Source organism: Chroococcidiopsis sp. [FACHB-1243] (assembly GCF_014696895.1).
Taxonomy (GTDB): domain Bacteria; phylum Cyanobacteriota; class Cyanobacteriia; order Cyanobacteriales; family Chroococcidiopsidaceae; genus Chroococcidiopsis.
On record NZ_JACJQX010000011.1, the window covers coordinates 138,570 to 156,614 of the forward strand.

The following is an 18,045-nucleotide window of genomic DNA, read 5'->3' on the forward strand; positions in this document are numbered from 1 at the left end:
TGAGTAGTGAATAGCGAATAGCGCTCGGATGCGTTCTCGCTTATTTTCTTATCTTTCTCGTTCGTTTCGTCTAGACGATCGCATCCCCCAGAAAGTCAAATTAGGTTCGTAAACGATCTTGATAGTGAGTTCGGGATAGAGCGATCGCAGATATTCCAGTAGCAACTTACCATCGCCTCCTTTAAAACAAATCTGACTATCGGGAAATTTTTCCCCCCAAGCCGTAACAAAATCGCGAATGCTGGCAATTAGCGTGTAGATAACTCCACTTTGGATTGCTTCTGGAGTGTTCGTCGCCCAGCGTTCGGGTAAAGAAAGAATTTCTGGAGTTGTTATTGATGGCAAATTAGCCGTTTTTTGCCCTAAAGACTGCAATTGTAAGCTTAATCCTGGTAATATCGCCCCACCAACCAAACAGCGATCGCCATCTGCACCTGTAAAAGTTAATGCTGTCCCTGCATCAATAACTAAGACGGGAAAACCGAAAGTTTCTCCAGCTCCCAACACAGCTAAAGCGCGATCGATCCCCAGAGTAGGATAAATTCTCAAAAGGGGTATTTTATCTAGCGAAATTACGTGTGCTTCTGGGTATGCTTGCCACAGCACTGTCTGACTAGGAACAACAGAAGCAATATATATAGGTAAGAGGTAGGGGCGCACAGCCCGCCCAGAGATAATGGAGTCAATAGGAGACAGAATTTCTTGAGGGAGATCGGCAAAAGTCTTACACTGAGCTAGCTGTTGCTCAATCGACCTAGAAAGATGGGGAGTATCCCAAGTCACTTGGATCTCTTCGCCTTCAAACCATCCCCAATGCAACCGAGAATTGCCAATTTCCAAACCCAGCCAAGCTTCCATCTCAGTTATCAGTTAATTCCGACTTACGACTTACGACTTACGATTTACTTTTAGCTTTTTTAACTCACTGATAATTTATTTAATAAAGCTTTACAAGAAAGACGTGAGAGAATGAAGATAAGGAAATAATACTTAAAAATCATAGGGGAGAGGACTAATGGTAGTACTCGCCGATAGAAAGCAAAATCGCCTGACAATCCAGACAAGTGAAATTGCTGCCAATACCACAGCAATTCGATCGCTCGACTGGGATCGCGATCGCTTTGACATTGAATACGGTCTGCAAAACGGTACAACGTACAACTCATTCATCATTCAGGGCGAACGAACTGCCTTAGTTGATGCTTCCCACGAAAAATTTCGTCATCTGTATTTAGATAGCCTCAAAGATCTCATTGACCTTTCACAGCTAGATTACATCATTATCAGCCACACCGAGCCAGACCATAGCGGCTTGGTTAAAGACGTGCTGCAACTCGCACCCAACGCCACGGTTGTCGGCTCCAAAGTTGCCTTGCAGTTTCTTGAGGACATGGTACACCAACCATTCCAACGCCAAATCGTCAAAAATGGCGATCGCCTCGATTTAGGCAACGGACACGAACTGGAATTTGTCAGCGCTCCCAATTTGCATTGGCCCGATACTATTTTTACCTACGATCGCGCCACCCAAATTCTCTACACCTGCGATGCTTTTGGGTTGCATTACTGCGACGAGCGCATGTTTGATGAAGATTTAACCGCGATCGAAGCTGATTTTCAATACTACTACGAGTGTTTGATGGCTCCTAATGCCCGTTCTGTGATCTCTGCTATGAAACGGATGGGTGAATTAGGGAAAGTCAACATCATTGGTACTGGTCACGGACCTTTACTCTCTCACAATGTTGCGGAACTCACCGGACGCTACCGTAGTTGGAGCCAAAATCAAGCTAAGACAGAAACCACCGTCGCCCTGTTTTACACTCCAGACTATGGCTACAGCGATCGCCTTGCAGCTTTTATCTCCCACGGGATAGATAAAACGGGTGTTGCTGTAGAGATGGTCGATATGAGGACAACTGACCAGCAAGAAGTGCAAGAAATTGTCGGTCGCAGCGCCGGAGTTATCATTGGGATGCCTCCCAGTAGCCTCAGCGATCCCGCCCACGATACTCTCAGTTCGATTTTGGCAGCTGTCAAAGCCAAGCAAGTCTTTGGTCTATTTGAATCTGGGGGTGGCGACGACGAACCGATTTATCCACTGCAAAATAAGTTTCGTAACTTGGGCTTGACTCCAGCTTTTGGTATCATTCGGATTCAAGATACCCCGACAGAGAATACATATCAGCAGTGCGAAGAATCGGGAACGGACTTGGGGCAGGTACTGACGCGCGATCGCAGTATTAAACAGTTAAAAGCCTTCGCCGCCGACTTAGAAAAAGCCCTGGGAAGAATCAGCAGCGGACTTTACATTATTACTACCCAAAAAGGCGAACTCTCTGGGGCGATGTTAGCTTCTTGGGTTGCCCAGGCTAGCTTCCAGCCCTTGGGGGTCACTATTGCTGTTGCTAAAGACCGGGCGATCGAGTCTTTGATGCAAGTCGGCGATCGCTTCGTGTTAAATGTCCTCGAAGAAGCCAACTACCAAGTCTTGATGAAGCACTTCCTCAAGCGCTTCCCACCTGGTGCTGACCGCTTTGCCGGAGTCAAAACCCAAATGGCAACGAATGGTTCTCCCATCCTGACCGATGCCCTTGCTTATATGGAATGCGAAGTCGCTAGCCGGATGGAGTGCAACGACCACTGGATTGTATACTGCAGCGTTTATGCAGGTCGCGTCTCCAAACCCGAATCTATCACCGCCGTCCACCACCGGAAGCTAGGTAACTCTTATTAGGATTGAGGTTGCCGTTGGATTAATTTCAAGGTAGGAGAATGTCAGAGGCTGAGGGAAAGCTAGAACAAATATCTACTCAATTGCAACCTGCTTCTGACACTCCTGCTAACAAAAATACCGCTCTTTTGCAAGTAGAAGAACGCATAGCTAAAGCCAATTCTCCTCAAGAAGCTTTGGTTTGGACTCAAATAAGGGGAGAACTCATCAAGCAAAATGAAATTATTAAGGAAGGTAAACAGAAGCGATTAATACAGAACGTACAAATATGGCAACGAATAAGTGTTTCTGTTGCTGCTCTTACAATAGGTTTAGTATTTTTTAGTATTGGCTCGACTGAAGCAGGGCTACTAGTAATAGGAGTATTTCTCTACGAACTTGTACCAGACTTGACAAAAGAAGCATTTTTAGGTGGGGGCAAAGGAAAAGGAGATGATTAGTAAACCCGCACAAACTGAAGGGTTTCGTAGCATAATTGCAGGATTAATTCTTGCCTCAGTGACAGCTTATCTGCTGATTGTAGTTGGGAAAAATGAGACAATATCTGGCACAGACCAAGTGCTAATAATCATCTCAGGTATGACTACAGTTGCTGCATTATCTGCTTTCGATCGGTTTATAGAAAGAAATCAAAAAACGAGTTCGCCGGTAGATGAGATATTATTTGACGAAGTTCTAATTAGCAAAGGTTTTATAGAAATAGCAACGAGTGAATCGAGGAGCGCACAAAAAGATGAAGTTTCAGTTCCTCAATCTTTACCTTGGGATTTAAGCTTAAATCAGCTAGTTGGTGTAGATAATTCATTAGCCTTAGCACAATTAAGGATAGAAATAGAAAGGCAACTCAGACGAATCGCCTACGAGCATAAGATAGATATTTCCATCCGTCCGATAGGTATTGTGGGTTTAGCACAAGAACTTGTTTATAGAGAGTATATACCTGCTGCTTGGTTAGAAGTACTGAGGGAAATTAACACAGTTTGTAGCAGAGCAATACACGGACTAGAAATATCTGACGAACAAGCTAATTCAGTTCTTAGAGTAGGCGGTCAAATGTTGGAACAACTGCGTTTAGTCGTATTGAAATAGTCAAACACGTAGAATTATGTCAGAAATTAAACCTCGCGACGTTCAAGTTCTACCCATTGGGATCGATACAACTATAGTGCGATCGCGCAGTTGGGCGCGGCTACGCTTTGAAATTGAATACGCCCTTGCCAAAGGTACAACGGCAAATTCCTATTTCATTCAAGGCGATAAAACTGCATTAATCGACCCTCCCGGCGAAACTTTTAGCCAAATCTATCTCGAAGCTTTACAACAGCGCTTCGACCTAAAAAGCTTAGATTACGTCATTCTAGGACACGTCAACCCCAATCGTGCCGCTACTCTTAAAGCCTTACTAGAACTTGCCCCCCAAGTTACTTTTATCTGTTCTAATCCTGGGGCAAAAAATTTACGCACCATTGTAGAAGATCGAGAATTATCAATTTTAGTCATGCGGGGTGAGGAAACCTTAGATTTAGGTGGAGGGCATCTTTTACAATTTATCCCCACTCCCAATCCTCGCTACCCAGACCACCTTTGTACTTACGATCCGCAAACCGAAATTCTCTACACTGATAAACTATTTGGGGCGCACATATGCGGCGAACAGGTATTTGATGAAGGCTGGGAAATTTTCAACGAAGACCGTCGCTATTATTTCGATTGTGTCATGGCTCCCCATGCGCGACAAGTAGAAACAGCACTAGAAAAACTTTCCGAACTGCCTGTGAGAATGTATGGCGTGGGTCACGGTCCCATCGTTCGCTATGGGCTGATCGAACTAACCCAAGCGTATCGTCAGTGGAGCAAACAGCAAACTTCTCAGGATATAACCGTAGCCTTGCTGTATGCCTCGGCTTACGGTAGTACTGCAACACTAGCACAGGCGATCGCCCGTGGAATTACTAAAGCTGGAGTCGCCGTAGAATCAATCAACTGCGAATTTGCCGAACCTGACGAGATCCGCACCGCTGTAGAAAAAGCTGCTGGGATTGTCATCGGTTCCCCCACCCTGGGCGGACACGCACCAACTCCAATTCAAACCGCTTTGGGGATCATTCTCTCTACCTCTAGCAGCAACAGACTTGCAGGGGTTTTTGGTTCCTTTGGCTGGAGTGGAGAGGCAATAGATTTAATTGAAGGTAAACTGAAAGACGCTGGTTACCGATTTGGATTTGAACCGATCCGCGTCAAATTCAAACCTACTGATGTCACTTTGCAACTATGTGAAGAAACAGGTACGGATTTTGCCCAAAGTGTCAAACGGGCGAAAAAAGTCAGAATCGCACGTCAACCAGCTAGCAATGTAGAACAAGCTGTAGGACGAATTGTCGGTTCTCTATGCGTCGTCACCACTAAAAAGCACGAAGAAATTTCCAGTGCGATGCTAGCTTCTTGGGTATCTCAAGCCACATTCAACCCGCCTGGTCTGACGATTGCTGTAGCTAAAGACCGTGCAATTGAATCGATGCTGCATAGCGGCGATAAATTGGTTTTAAATGTCTTGGCAGAAGGAAGACAATTACGCAAGCACTTTATGAAATCCTTTGCCCCAGGCGAGGATAGATTTGCCAATGTTGCTACGGAAACATCTGAAAATGGTTGTCCCATTCTCACTGATGCTTTAGCATATCTCGAATGTACGGTTAATAATCGGATGGAGGCTGGCGATCACTGGATTGTCTACGCGATCGCCGATAACGGAAAAGTCTTCAACCCCGATGGTGTCACCGCCGTCCATCACCGTAAATCAGGGAATCATTACTAAAAATGTAGAGACGTTACATGTAACGTCTCTACATTTTTAATCCTTCAATTCCTTGGGAGACTGATAATAAACAACTCCGCCTGTATCTGAGACGAAATAGCAAGATTTATAGGATTGCCATAAAGCCTGCAATATAGAAACCTGAGACTTGCGATAGTAGTTTCCCAAGATTGGTTTAATCGCGTCGGTAGCGGTACGCAGGTGGTAGTGTGGCATATTCAGAAATATGTGATGTGCCACATGAGTCCCAATATCGTGATGAATGGGGTTAATCCAGCCATAATCGCGATCGATTGTGGATAAAGCACCTTTTAAGAAATACCATTCCTCACCCCGATACCAGGGAATATCCGGTTCTGTGTGGTGTAAGAATGTTACCAAATCCAACCACATCACAAAAATGACGTATGGTACTAGGTAATATTTCAGCAAGAACATCCAGCCATATAGGTAAGTCAGTCCACCTAAGCAAGCTATCATCAATCCACAGCAAATCGTACTCGTAATCACATCCCACTTTTCAGAAGGGCGAAAAAGATTGCTGCTGGGTAAGAAATGCGAACCCTGTTTTCCAGGCGATCGCTTAAATAAATAGAGTGGATACAAGAACAAAATTAGTTGAAAGCGTAGTAGTTTTTCATACCAAGCCATCTGTCGATATGTGGCTTCCGTCACCGGATACCAGCTTTCATCTGTATCGATATTGCCAGTGTTATTGTGATGGGTTCTGTGACTGATCCGCCAACCGTGGAAAGGGACGAGAATTGGCGTGTGCGCCAAATGTCCGACTAAGTTATTCAACCACTTATACTTAGAAAACGAGCGATGTCCGCAATCATGTCCAACCACAAATAAAGCCCAAAACATGGTTCCTTGCATCAACCAGAAAATGGGAAAGAACCACCAAGAGTCGATCGCACCAGCCACTACGTAGAGAAGGCTAATAATACCTATATCTAAAAAGAAGTAGGCAAGCGATCGCCAAGTAGATGGTTGAAAGCACTCGGCAGGGATTGCAGCTTTCAGTTCTGCCAGCGTGAAGGGAAGGCTTGCCCGATCTTGGCTAGTTTCCTTGCTTCCCAGATTTTCTACACTACTAACAAGCTCAAATGGCACAGAGTTTTTTAGTTTTAAACAGCGAACATCATTGTAATGCCAAAATGTAACGAAATTTGAATAAATCTCTGACAATAACGAATTTTTATCGAGAATATCAATTTGATTTTATTGTCAATGCGATCGCGGCAACCTATTAACGTGTAGGGGCGCACAGCTGTGCGCCCCTACGACAATTCTATGGTAGAAACGTTATTCCACCCGCTTTTCCAAATATTGACCGATCATCTGTTGTTCCCCTGCACGGGAAATAATTGTCTGGCGCGTACGATACTTATCGCCAATTAGTTTTAACTGTTCCTCAAAGACTGAGCCATTATACTCAGTTCGCAGACACATAGTTTCCGATTCTAGAAAGTAATATTCAGCTGTTACAGGTTTAGTCGTGGCAAAACCGCGATCGCGATATAAAGTAGAACCTGCAACTCCGAACATTGTTGCACCTTTTGACTGCTTCTTCTGTGACACCGAATCCCGGCTTTCCCAACTTACTTCCGCACCACAAGTTAAGATATCTGGATCGCTCAATTGATGTAATTCTGCTAATTTTCTTAACTCATCGCACCCTGGCTCTAAAAACCTGATGGTAATGTAGCTGACCATTTCCTTAGTTTCGCCATCAGGTAACGTATAGTATCGTCGTTGCGATCGCCATTCACCCGCCGACTTGCGAAAGAACTCAGCAACTTTCTGGGATGCTGATGCTTCATCAACTTGAGCCAATCTTAATTGTGATGTCACGGTTAGCAAGTCCTCACATACTATGTATTCATCTTGCGCATTTTACCCCTTTACTTGGGGATGTTCCAGAAAGCAAGAGTTTGTTAATATTTTTAACGATTGACTATATATTAAGTCAAGATTCTCAAATTTGACATCTAGTAGATGAATTAACTCTTCAGAGTGACTTCGCACCAGAGCTTACCAAGAAGGTGGTTGAGTGGTTGTAACGATCGGCACATTTAGGAGACAAGGGGGACAAGGGGGACAAGGGGGACAAGGGGGACAAGGGGGACAAGGGAGTAGAGGAGAAATAACTGATAACTGACACCCCCTAGACCGATCGATAAACATTGAGCTATGATTAACGATTGTGAGTTTTTTAAAAACGATGAACGCGCAAGAGATTATCCGCTCGATTGAAGCGGAGCAGTTGAAATCGAATTTACCTGATATCTATATCGGTGACACGGTAAAAGTCGGGGTAATTATTCAAGAAGGTGGCAAAGAACGTACTCAGCCCTATGAAGGCGTAGTTATTGCCATGCGTAACAGCGGCATTAACAAAACAATCACGGTGCGCCGCGTATTTCAAGGTGTAGGTGTAGAGCGAGTCTTTCTACTACATTCGCCTCGAATTGATAGCGTTAAAGTTATGCGACGTGGTAAGGTACGGCGTGCTAAGCTGTACTACCTACGCGATCGCGTTGGGAAGGCAACTCGGATCAAGCAACGGTTCGATCGCGCCCTGTAATTGCAATTGGGTAACTGTTGCAAGTCACACAAGAAAAATTACCCAATAGCAATCGCGAAGATCGCGCTTCAGGTCGCCAAATTGCGTTAGACTAGAATCCAGCAAAATTTGTGCGCTCTTAGTTCAGTTGGTAGAACGTCGGTCTCCAAAACCGGATGTCGGGGGTTCAAGTCCTCCAGGGCGCGCTCGAAATCACGCAAATCCCTTACCCAAAAGCGCGATCGAATGCTAGCTATCAGCAGCAAAAGTAGAAGCTTTTGGGTAAAATTAGTTGGTGACGACCCAGATCTTAAATATCTATAAATTAGATCGGCTGGACTCGAACGAACTGCTCAGTCTGAACAAAACAGTCAAGCAGTGAGGGTTAAACCGCGATCGCTTCTATTATCAATTGAGGTGTAAAGCAACCGTGAGCAAAAAAAACGAAGCCGAGATCCAACAAAGCAGTGGATTTAGCGTCACCGACTTTTTAAAGGGAACTAAAGAGGAACTTGATAAAGTAGTTTGGCCCAGTCGCCAACAGCTAATCAGCGAATCTTTAGCCGTACTATCAATGGTGGCACTTTCTGCCACAATGATTTACCTCATTGATGCGTTGTTTGCTTGGGCAGCAAGAAAGGTATTCTGATGACTTTTGCAACAGACGAGCCAGGTGACTCTCGCCGCGAAGAAGAGGCAACACCAGCGATCGCTGACACAGCAGATCGCAAGCCGCGTTGGTATGCCGTACAAGTCGCCTCTGGCTGTGAAAAGCGCGTGAAAGCAGACTTAGAGCGGCGGGCACAGACATTCGACGTATCCGAGCGCATTTTTCAAGTAGAAATTCCACAAAGTAAAGCCTTCAAAATCCGTAAAGATGGCAGTAGGCAAGAAACGGATGAAAAAGTGTTTCCTGGTTACGTGCTAGTCAAAATGGCAATGGACGATGAAACGTGGCAGGTAGTGAAAAATACCTCTCACGTCATTAACTTTGTGGGAGCCGAACAAAAGCGTGGTAGCGGTCGCGGTCGCGGTCACGTTAAACCCCTACCCCTCAGTCCTCCAGAAGTAGAAAGAATCTTTAAGCAAGCTCAGGAACAGGAGCCAGTGGTCAAAATCAATTTGGCGGCTGGAGATCGAATTATCGTGTTAACTGGTCCGTTTAAAGACTTTGAAGGCGAAGTGGTGGAAGTCAGTCCAGAACGGAGTAAGCTAAAAGCTTTACTCTCAATTTTCGGACGGGACACGCCCGTAGAATTGGAGTTCAATCAGGTTCAGAAACAAGGCTAGAACAGAGAAATGGCAAAGAAAGTAGTTGCGGTCATTAAACTGGCATTGAATGCTGGTAAAGCTAACCCAGCACCGCCAGTCGGACCAGCGCTAGGTCAGCATGGCGTGAATATTATGATGTTCTGTAAAGAATACAACGCCAGAACCGCCGACCAAGCAGGAATGGTCATTCCCGTAGAAATTTCGGTGTTTGAAGACAGAAGTTTTACATTTGTCCTCAAAACTCCCCCTGCTTCCGTATTGATTCGTAAAGCAGCAGGGATCGAGCGCGGTTCCAACGAGCCAAATAAAAAGCGAGTTGGTTCGATTTCAACAGCTCAATTGCGGGAAATCGCCCAAACGAAGCTACCAGACCTTAACGCCAATGATATTGATGCTGCAATGAAAATTGTGGCAGGAACTGCGAAGAATATGGGCGTAAACGTTACTGAGTAGTTATTCGTCATTCGTCAGTCATTTGTCATTTGTAGGTGACAAAAGACCTCGAAGTAAACAGCAGCAAAATTATATCGGGGGAGAGGCAGGACGCTTCGTAACGACCCCAGGAGAGAAAAATGGCAAAAAAAGTATCGAGAAGATTGCGATCGCTGCAAGAGAAAGTAGAAGATCGGGCTTATGCGCCGATTGAAGCGTTGCAATTATTAAAAGAAACCGCTACAGCTAAGTTTTCCGAAGCCGCAGAAGCACATATACGGTTGGGAATCGATCCGAAATATACAGACCAACAGCTCAGAACGACAGTCGTACTACCCAAAGGTACGGGTCAAGAAGTCCGCGTTGCCGTGATTGCTAGAGGTGAAAAGGTCACAGAAGCGAGCAACGCAGGAGCAGATATCGTTGGCTCTGAGGAATTAATTACCGAAATTCAAAACGGTAGAATGGACTTTGACAAACTGATCGCCACACCCGATATCATGCCCCAAGTGGCAAGATTGGGTAAATTGTTGGGTCCACGCGGTTTGATGCCATCACCGAAAGGAGGAACGGTAACGTTTGACATAGCCAGCGCAATTTCGGAGTTCAAAGCTGGTAAACTAGAATTTCGTGCCGATCGCACGGGAATCGTTCACGTTATGTTTGGGAAAGCAGCTTTCCCCGCCGAAGATTTGTTAGTCAATTTGAAGGCGCTACAAGAAACTATCGATCGTAACCGTCCCTCTGGTGCAAAAGGTCGTTACTGGCGTACTATTTTTGTTTCCGCGACTATGGGACCTGCAATTGAAGTTGAAATCAGCGGCTTACGAGATCTCAAGATGACAGAAGCAGCATAATTTATGGTAATGGGTAATGGGTAATAGGTAATGGGAAGTAAAAAGTCAAAAGTCAAAATCGCTGGCAATCACTGACTACTGATAAATAACCAACTACCAATTACCAATTACCAACTACCAATCAAAAATTGATAGCCGAAGACAGCAGGTGCAATTAGCTTAATATCCTGCCGAGGTTTGTACAAAAATGTTTTTGATGACACTAGTTATAGTGAAGTCGAAACAACATGACGTACACCGTGTCACCTCGGCTCTTGAGTCGAGGTTTTGTTTTGGGTGGGTAGGGTAGGAGACACGGATTTCATATGAATTGGTCGATCGCATTCCAAGCTAGGAGGTGAAATGAATGGGTAGAACCATAGAAAATAAACAAGAGATTGTGGCGGATCTCAAAGCAAGTTTGAGTGAGTCCCAACTCGCTCTTGTAATTAACTATCAAGGGTTATCAGTAGCTGAAATTACAGATTTACGGCGGCGATTGCGCCCAACCGGAACAGTCTGTAAAGTAACCAAAAACACGCTGATGGGCATCGCGATTAGCGGTCAGGATAACTGGCTAGCTATGGAAGAATTGCTCCAAGGTTCTTCAGCATTTTTGCTGGTAAAAGAAGATATCAGCGGTGCAATCAAGGCTTACCAGGACTTCCAAAAAGCTAGCAAGAAAACTGAATTGCGCGGTGGCGTAATGGAAGGTCGTCTGCTGAAAGAAGCAGATGTTAAGGCGCTGGGAGACTTGCCATCTAAAGAGCAGCTTATGGCTCAAATTGCTGGAGCTATCAATGCATTGGCAACCAAAGTTGCTGTGGGTATCAACGAAGTTCCATCTTCGCTGGCGCGTGGTATTCAGGCGTATGCCGATAAAGATGGCTCGGCTGCGACCGAAACAGATGCTGCTTAATCAGTAGCGAGAAAGACAAGCACAAATTTAGATTACATAGGAGTTAATTGCATGTCTGCTGCAACCGATCAAATTTTGGAACAACTCAAATCTCTAACTTTGCTAGAAGCATCTGAGTTAGTTAAGCAAATCGAAGAAGCCTTTGGCGTAAGTGCTGCTGCTCCTGCTGGAGGCATGATGATGATGGCTCCTGGTGCTGCTCCTGGCGCGCCTGCTGAGGAAGTGGAAGAGAAGACTGAATTCGACGTAATTCTGGAAGAAGTCCCCGCTGATAAGAAGATTGCCATCCTGAAGCAAGTGCGCGAACTAACAGGTCTAGGCTTGAAAGAAGCTAAAGACTTGGTAGAATCTGCACCCAAGCCAGTGAAGGAAGGCATTGCTAAAGAAGCGGCAGAAGAAGCTAAGAAGACTTTAGAAGCTGCTGGAGCTAAGGTGACTGTTAAATAGATTCCCCCAACCCCCCTTTTTTAGGGGGGCTTTCAATCGCCATCTGTAGAGACGTTCCATGGAACGTCTCTACATTTGTTTTAATATTGTTTTAATGTAAACTTGCATCCCAGATGCCTATGTAAATGCGATCGCGGCTGTTACGTTCGATCTCTCCTTTTAGTTGACCTTGGCGAAAAGAATATCTGTTAGTCTGGCGCTGATAAACTTGTTGCAATCCGTTGGTAATTTCAGGTGTGGTTCGATCGCGTAACATTCGCTGTAGCTTTGTTTGCATAGTTTCCAGCGCGACTGACTGAGCAAAAGAGACTTCAGTTTGACGCAGCCGTCCAGAAGTGCGATCGAACAAATAACCGAGCGTGATGCGTTCTGGCTCGATATCGTAAATCGCCGCACGGGTGTTAACCCAAAGACCTCTACTCGTTTTTGTAGGATTGCCTAACGCTGCTTTGACAGCACTTTCAGCAGTGCCAATGGGAAATCCAGGTATATCTCGATCTCGATCCCCCCTAGCCCCCCTTTGTAAGGGGGGTTGTGGAGATTCTCGCTCTGTCGCCCCCCTTTGTAAGGGGGGTTGGGGGGATCTATCCGTTGGTACGGGAAGATCTACCGACACGGGTGCAGGTGGCGCTACAGGCAGTACAGACGATCGCGGTGCTGGCTGGGGAACCAGACTAAAAACTGTAGCAGTACTGAGCAATCCACCAATGAGCAACCCACCAAAAATAAGATATTTCTGCTTTTTGCCCGAACTCTGTCGAATTGTAGGAGGGGGGAGAGTTTGAGTTTCTAAAGTCTGCTGGTGAGGGGGAGCGATCGCATCTCGATCGACTTCCTGGCGCGAGGATATAGTATCTACAGATTGCAAATCGTTAAGCATTTTAATCGCAGTTGAGTAGCGATCGCGTGGCTGATACTCAACTGCTTTATTCAGTACCGCTGCTAAACTAGGACTTACGTTTGCCGCGTATTGCTGCCAGATAACTCTTTCGGTATGGGGATCAACCTCTAACTCTTGCGGCAACTTACCAGTCAAAAGATAAATTGCTGTCATGCCCAAACTGTAAATATCACTGGCGTAGATCGGTCGCCCTACGGCTTGTTCTGGAGCCATGAAACCAGGAGTCCCCAGCACCATTGTATAAATCGATCTACCTTGAGCCGCGATCGCCGTTGCCATTGTTTCCTTGACCGCACCAAAATCAATCATGACTGGCTGGCAGTCCGGTTGACGCAAAATAATATTGTCCGGCTTAATATCGCGATAAATAATTCCTTTACTATGGACGTAATGTAGGACTTTAAGTAGACTCACTAAGATTTTCCAGACAGTTGCTTCGCTCAACACCCCTTCAGAGGTAACTTTTCTCGTGAGAGTTTCACCCTCAATCCACTCCTGAATCAGGTAAAACTGTCCGTTTTCACTAAAGTAGGCGTACAACTTGGGAATTTGATCGCTACCTGCACTCAAAGCTTCTAAGGTTGCAGCCTCGCGCTGGAACCTGTCTTGGATAATTTGGTACAGTTGCAAATCGTTGGCTACAGGTTTGAGTTGCTTAACTACGCAGGGACGACGAGACGGCAAATAGGTATCTGTTGCCAGAAAAGTTTCGCCAAATCCTCCTGCCCCCAGTAACTTGATAGTTTGATAACGATTATTGAGTAGCGCAGTTGTCATGGAAAGTTTACTAGCAGTTTTTATACTGCTCGAATGCCATAACTCTACAGTAGCTATTTATTCAAATATCATCTGCTACCAAAAGAAACACCTAAGTCGATTAGGGTTCAAATACTGTAGCCGCTTCAATATCTTCTGGTATAGCAAAATCATTGACGATCTGGGCGATCGCTTTTATCTTGGCAAAATTGTCTGTCACTCCCGACCGATAAGCGGCTGGTATTGGTAAATCCAACACCAGCGCCATGCGATCGACATATTCAGCTAAATCTAAGTGCTGCTCGTCCATGATTAACTAGCGATCGTGCAATCTGGGGCAAAGTTACCGTGCAGTCCGTAGGGAATATGGTGCTTGAGATGTAAAGTCGCGATCGCCCCTTGATTTAAGTCCCGACCATCCAAAATTACCACATCAGAACGGTGGTGGGTAGAATCATAAACCACACTCAGTACCCAGCCATCATCTTCTAGCGTCGAGTCAGGACGAGGGACAAAAATCGGTTCGCTGATAAAGCCACGCGGCGCAGCACTCCAAAGTTGCCGTTCTCCAGATTCTAAATCGAGTTTGAGAATTGCTTGCAAAGGTGCATTTCCAGTCGATTCATGCGCTGCACCCATAAAGAGATAGCGATAAGGTCTACCGACTTTATCCTTGTGGATGCTAGGAAATTCGCAACATCTCTCTTCTATAAGTTCTCGCGATACTGTTTTCTCTTGTAAGTTGAGATGAAAGCGCCACAATTGCCCAGGCTTGAGCGCATCAAAATCTACTTGCTTGAAATCGCTAGCTGGTTCGACTTCGGGGAAAGACTCGTAGCAAATTGAATCAACAACAATTTCCCCATCTTGTTCAAAAGCGTTGGCGTGGTGAAACACAAACCCAGCGTGAGTTTCTAAAATCTGAACCGACTCTTTAGGATGGCGGGGAATGAGAACAATGCGCGTTTTTTGGTGAGGTTGGAACTTGATGCACTCTGCTGCCCCTCTTAACCCTAATGTAAAAGGAATCGGGTTAAAAGCAACGGGGTTTTGGAAAAGAATGCAGTAGTTAGGAGTAATAGCGAAATCGTGAATAAAGGCAAACCCAGGAATACTATGCGCGTGCTGGCGAATAACTTTCCCAGCAGGGTTTAATTCAAAAATAGTAACTGTAGTCGATAAACCAACCTTGAGGGAGAAATTCACCAAGCAAGGTTCACCGCTGTCCATATTGCAACTGGGATCGAGGCGAGGATGTGCTGCAAAAGGATCGCCTTCTGCGATCGCGCCGTCCAGAAAATCTTTTCCCAAGGTTTCCAGATTGTGAGGATCGAGGCGATGGGGTTCTGCTGCTTCCCACAGTGCCAACAGCTTGCCACCCCAGTAGATAACATTAGTATTGGCAATATTCTTAAGTTTGAAATCAAAGGCATTTGCCAACCAACCGCCAGGTTTTTGCGTACCAAAGACACCGCGATACAAAACTTTTCCAGCTTTTTGTTCTTCTACATACGCTTCTGTACGAATATAGCGATTGCGGAAGTGGGCGCGACCGTCACGAAATGCGATCGCGCTAATCATACCATCGCCATCAAAGGGGTGGTGAACTGGTTGTCCGTTGATATCCAATAAGCCAGGACCATTGCGGAATAGTGTCCCGCACAGTTCAGGAGGGATTTCCCCTTCGACCTCATCAATGGAATAGTCATATTCTTGTTTGAGCGATTCGTATCCTCGCTGCCAATCGTGGCGCTGGTATGACTTAGGAGAAACTGTTGTGGCGCGTTCGTGAAGTTGCATAGTTAGGGAGTCAGGAGTCGGGAGTCGTAGGAGCGGGTTTACCCAAAATCTCTGTTCGGATCGAAGTTTGTCTTGAAAACCCGCCGTACAGGAAATGAGCAAAGGATGCCTTACCCGTACAGGCGTAGTCAAAGAGTCAAGATAAATTACAAATTATGACTATAGCTTCATAATTCATCATCCAGCATTTATCTTTCATCCGTCACTCGGCAGGTTCTTCGACTGGTTCTTGTCGCAAGGAAGATGGTACTAACTCTGAAAAGTTAGGTAGCAAAGTTTGCCCGATCTCTTTATTGTTAGTTGCATCTGAGGCGATCGCAGGTTGACCGCTAGCAGCAGTAATTTCTTCTTTAGCGGGCAGCCAGTTTAAAAATGGCAGGGGTAAAAGCGTTGATAAGTTAGTAATGACTACCAGAAGCCAGAGCAAATCGAAGTTATTCTGAGAAATGCCAAACCACCGCATCAAAATCGCTCCCATTTGATAAGAAGCTAGAGAAGCAAGATTTGATACAGACATCAACAAGGCAAACAAGGTTGCTTCTACTCCTGGGGGGCAAAGTCTTGCTGCCAAAACCAAAACAGGCATGTAGGCAATTTGTCCCATCACCGTTAGAACAAGACTATCGCCCAAACTAAACCAGCGATCGTCAATTCCTAAACTACGGTTGGTATGCGTCACTAGTAGCAGCATACTCATACCCAGGACGGCTGAAAGTAATGTACTCCAACCAAAAATGACGCGGAAAGACACACCTTTAAGGAACCGCTGAAAGATCCACACGCCAACGAGGGAAGCGATACTCGTCACCAAGCGCACTCTACCTAGAAATTCTGGTTCAAACCCTAATTCATTGGTGGTGAAGAAAAAGAAGGCTGCATCAGCCGTGGGAGTGGCTTGCCAGAGAAAAATAAAAGCAGTAGGAAGCCAAATTGTTCTTTGGGCGATCGCCTGCTTTAGTTGTTTAATTTGAGTATTGACACTAGACCAGTTGGCAAACGCTTGCGAGTTATCTGTTTTGCTGACTGGAACTTCGGTAATAAACCAAGCAATGAAAGAAACTATGAGGGGAAAAGTTGCCGTAATCAAAAATACCGTGCGGGTGGTGAAATGTTCTAGCAGCCAACCGCTGAAATAAGCTGTAATTAAACCACCAAAGGCTGAAGTTCCCCAACATAGAGATTGCAGCGAACCCGCATCAGCTTGAGATTCGACTCTTGCTCGTTCTACCACTAAAGAGTCTACAATCACGTCGCTGACGGCAACCGATAAAGAGCCTAGCGCGATCGCCCCTACAGCTGCCATTGGCGTATGTACGACTGTCGCCATACTCACCCAGGAAATCGCCCCTAAAATTCCCGATAAGATCAGGTAAGGACGGCGGCGATAGCCAAAAATGGGCAAACCATCAGAGACAAACCCAAATACTGGTTTAATAATCCAGGGAAGCGCCACAATACCTAACAAGGACGAGACTTCGGCTGGACTCAAACCCAGTTCATCCTTGAAGAAAAAGCTGACAGCAAGGCGGGCTAAGCCTAAAATTCCCTGAACGAAGTAGACAGTCAGGATTGCGATTAACTCCGTACTGGGTTCTTGACCGAAGAAAATCTTTTCTTTTAACGAGTCTTTTACCTTGGACAAGCCAGACGCGGAAATCAGCATTGATTAAAATAAATAAACTTTAAGATTTATCGACTTTTATATCATATCTACTTTGAAGATGTTAGCTGTCGGTGAGGCGATCGCAGCAGTATGAGTACGGCAGAATCGCGGCTGTACTTTTGCGGATATCCATAGTTTACCCGTGCTACCTGTACTACAAAACCAAACGGCGATCGGGCGATCTCCTGAACTCAAACCCAACTTCATCGCCGCCAATACTACTCCAGAGTTGAAGATTTAACGATTGAAACGATCGGTTTCAGCCCTTGATAATTACAGTGCGGCGATCGATCGCCAGCGAATTTTGAGTTTTTCTAAAGGGCGATGCTGCCAAAATTTGACTTCGCCTGAGATTTTATCCGAAGAAGAACATCAGTTGAATTAGGAAACAGATACGAACATATTGGCAAAAATACCTGATTTACACTTAGAATCAACTGTTCAAAAGTAGCTATTATTACACATAAAATACCAGTGTTTCACGAACTACCATAAAAGCTACTTTTTGTGTCGCAAATATAGATACAAACCGTACAGAAGCATTGCTATAAGCTCAATAGTCCTAATGTTTTGAAATAGTAATTCTGAATTTGTTGCCATCTATAAATTTATTTTTAAACAGAAATTTAACTCACAAATTTACTATTTCTTAAAAAAAGTTGAATAAGTATACCCACAGAGAGATGACATGGGAATATCTAGCCAAGACGAAAACCTAAGTCTGTTTGGATAGTCATCAAATTTTTTCTTAATACAAAATATGGACATAACGCAGATTGTGCAGACAGCTTCGCAAACACTAAGTAAGTAGACAGGAAAATTTACAAGTATGTAACAAAAAATTAATTAGACTGATTCGAGTGAAATTTAACACGCCTGGTACTATAGTTTCCTCTTTCTC

20 protein-coding genes, 1 tRNA gene and 1 other annotated feature are annotated in these 18,045 nt (G+C 45.0%); of the genes, 13 read left to right on the forward strand and 8 right to left on the reverse strand.

Annotation, left to right across the window (positions count from 1 at the left end; all coding sequences use genetic code 11):
• Positions 1 to 48 precede the first annotated feature (48 nt).
• Positions 49 to 858: a pantothenate kinase gene (locus tag H6G17_RS10610; RefSeq protein ID WP_192156869.1), complete on the reverse strand. Its 810-nt coding sequence runs from the start codon at positions 856 to 858 to the stop codon at positions 49 to 51.
• 157 nt (positions 859 to 1,015) lie between these two features.
• On the opposite strand from H6G17_RS10610, the gene H6G17_RS10615 reads away from it, so the two are divergent.
• From H6G17_RS10615 to H6G17_RS10630, 4 genes are read left to right on the forward strand one after another with little or no spacing between them, the layout of a single operon-like run.
• The gene (locus H6G17_RS10615; RefSeq protein WP_192156871.1) at positions 1,016 to 2,737 is read left to right on the forward strand and encodes a diflavin flavoprotein; all 1,722 of its coding nucleotides are present in this window, start codon (positions 1,016 to 1,018) and stop codon (positions 2,735 to 2,737) included.
• 38 nt (positions 2,738 to 2,775) lie between these two features.
• Positions 2,776 to 3,174, forward strand: a complete 399-nt coding sequence (locus H6G17_RS10620; RefSeq protein ID WP_192156872.1) for a hypothetical protein — start codon at positions 2,776 to 2,778, stop codon at positions 3,172 to 3,174.
• Positions 3,167 to 3,823, forward strand: coding sequence for a hypothetical protein (locus H6G17_RS10625; RefSeq protein ID WP_192156874.1), 657 nt, complete (start codon positions 3,167 to 3,169; stop codon positions 3,821 to 3,823). The genes H6G17_RS10620 and H6G17_RS10625 overlap by 8 nt, the downstream gene beginning before the upstream one ends.
• 16 nt (positions 3,824 to 3,839) lie before the next feature.
• Positions 3,840 to 5,549: a diflavin flavoprotein gene (locus tag H6G17_RS10630; RefSeq protein ID WP_192156881.1), complete on the forward strand. Its 1,710-nt coding sequence runs from the start codon at positions 3,840 to 3,842 to the stop codon at positions 5,547 to 5,549.
• A gap of 36 nt (positions 5,550 to 5,585) precedes the next feature.
• On the opposite strand, the gene H6G17_RS10635 is transcribed toward H6G17_RS10630, so the two are convergent.
• Together H6G17_RS10635 and H6G17_RS10640 are read right to left on the reverse strand one after the other, a co-directional pair.
• On the reverse strand, positions 5,586 to 6,632 hold the full coding sequence (locus H6G17_RS10635) for a fatty acid desaturase (protein ID WP_199316642.1): 1,047 nt from the start codon (positions 6,630 to 6,632) through the stop codon (positions 5,586 to 5,588).
• A gap of 225 nt (positions 6,633 to 6,857) precedes the next feature.
• On the reverse strand, positions 6,858 to 7,406 hold the full coding sequence (locus tag H6G17_RS10640) for a phycobiliprotein lyase (protein ID WP_192156883.1): 549 nt from the start codon (positions 7,404 to 7,406) through the stop codon (positions 6,858 to 6,860).
• Positions 7,407 to 7,776: 370 nt separating this feature from the next.
• On the opposite strand from H6G17_RS10640, the gene rplS reads away from it, so the two are divergent.
• The 8 genes from rplS to rplL all read left to right on the forward strand — a co-directional run bounded on the left by rplS (position 7,777) and on the right by rplL (position 12,024).
• Positions 7,777 to 8,139, forward strand: coding sequence for a 50S ribosomal protein L19 (rplS, locus tag H6G17_RS10645; protein WP_192156884.1), 363 nt, complete (start codon positions 7,777 to 7,779; stop codon positions 8,137 to 8,139).
• 112 nt (positions 8,140 to 8,251) lie between these two features.
• Positions 8,252 to 8,324, forward strand: a tRNA-Trp gene (locus H6G17_RS10650).
• A 224-nt stretch (positions 8,325 to 8,548) separates the two neighbouring features.
• Entirely contained in the window at positions 8,549 to 8,767 is a 219-nt protein-coding gene (gene secE, locus H6G17_RS10655; protein WP_015154772.1) for a preprotein translocase subunit SecE, read from the forward strand.
• The gene (gene nusG, locus H6G17_RS10660) at positions 8,767 to 9,408 is read left to right on the forward strand and encodes a transcription termination/antitermination protein NusG (protein ID WP_192156886.1); all 642 of its coding nucleotides are present in this window, start codon (positions 8,767 to 8,769) and stop codon (positions 9,406 to 9,408) included. Before secE ends, nusG begins: the two co-directional genes overlap by 1 nt.
• A 9-nt stretch (positions 9,409 to 9,417) precedes the next feature.
• A complete protein-coding gene (gene rplK, locus H6G17_RS10665) occupies positions 9,418 to 9,843 on the forward strand; it encodes a 50S ribosomal protein L11 (protein ID WP_015154770.1) in 426 nt (141 codons plus the stop codon).
• A 119-nt stretch (positions 9,844 to 9,962) separates the two neighbouring features.
• Complete coding sequence (rplA, locus tag H6G17_RS10670; protein ID WP_192156888.1) at positions 9,963 to 10,679, forward strand: 50S ribosomal protein L1; 717 nt, start codon at positions 9,963 to 9,965, stop codon at positions 10,677 to 10,679.
• A 117-nt stretch (positions 10,680 to 10,796) separates the two neighbouring features.
• Positions 10,797 to 10,959 (forward strand) — a sequence feature (ribosomal protein L10 leader region).
• A 66-nt stretch (positions 10,960 to 11,025) separates the two neighbouring features.
• A complete protein-coding gene (rplJ, locus tag H6G17_RS10675; RefSeq protein ID WP_192156890.1) occupies positions 11,026 to 11,577 on the forward strand; it encodes a 50S ribosomal protein L10 in 552 nt (183 codons plus the stop codon).
• 51 nt (positions 11,578 to 11,628) lie between these two features.
• Entirely contained in the window at positions 11,629 to 12,024 is a 396-nt protein-coding gene (gene rplL / locus H6G17_RS10680) for a 50S ribosomal protein L7/L12 (RefSeq protein WP_015154767.1), read from the forward strand.
• 91 nt (positions 12,025 to 12,115) lie between these two features.
• Here rplL and H6G17_RS10685 read toward each other — a convergent pair whose 3' ends face one another.
• From H6G17_RS10685 to H6G17_RS10705, 5 genes are all read right to left on the reverse strand, one after another.
• Positions 12,116 to 13,702 (reverse strand): serine/threonine-protein kinase, encoded by a 1,587-nt coding sequence (locus H6G17_RS10685; RefSeq protein WP_192156892.1) that lies wholly within the window; start codon positions 13,700 to 13,702, stop codon positions 12,116 to 12,118.
• A gap of 100 nt (positions 13,703 to 13,802) precedes the next feature.
• Entirely contained in the window at positions 13,803 to 13,991 is a 189-nt protein-coding gene (locus H6G17_RS10690; RefSeq protein ID WP_192156894.1) for a DUF4089 domain-containing protein, read from the reverse strand.
• Between the two features lie 2 nt (positions 13,992 to 13,993).
• On the reverse strand, positions 13,994 to 15,481 hold the full coding sequence (locus H6G17_RS10695; RefSeq protein WP_192156896.1) for a carotenoid oxygenase family protein: 1,488 nt from the start codon (positions 15,479 to 15,481) through the stop codon (positions 13,994 to 13,996).
• 202 nt (positions 15,482 to 15,683) lie between these two features.
• Positions 15,684 to 17,144: a folate/biopterin family MFS transporter gene (locus H6G17_RS10700; protein ID WP_192156898.1), complete on the reverse strand. Its 1,461-nt coding sequence runs from the start codon at positions 17,142 to 17,144 to the stop codon at positions 15,684 to 15,686.
• A gap of 36 nt (positions 17,145 to 17,180) precedes the next feature.
• A complete protein-coding gene (locus tag H6G17_RS10705; RefSeq protein WP_206757155.1) occupies positions 17,181 to 17,360 on the reverse strand; it encodes a hypothetical protein in 180 nt (59 codons plus the stop codon).
• Between the two features lie 28 nt (positions 17,361 to 17,388).
• Between H6G17_RS10705 and H6G17_RS10710 the strand changes: the two genes are divergently transcribed.
• Positions 17,389 to 17,529, forward strand: coding sequence for a hypothetical protein (locus H6G17_RS10710; protein ID WP_192156902.1), 141 nt, complete (start codon positions 17,389 to 17,391; stop codon positions 17,527 to 17,529).
• Positions 17,530 to 18,045: the final 516 nt, after the last annotated feature.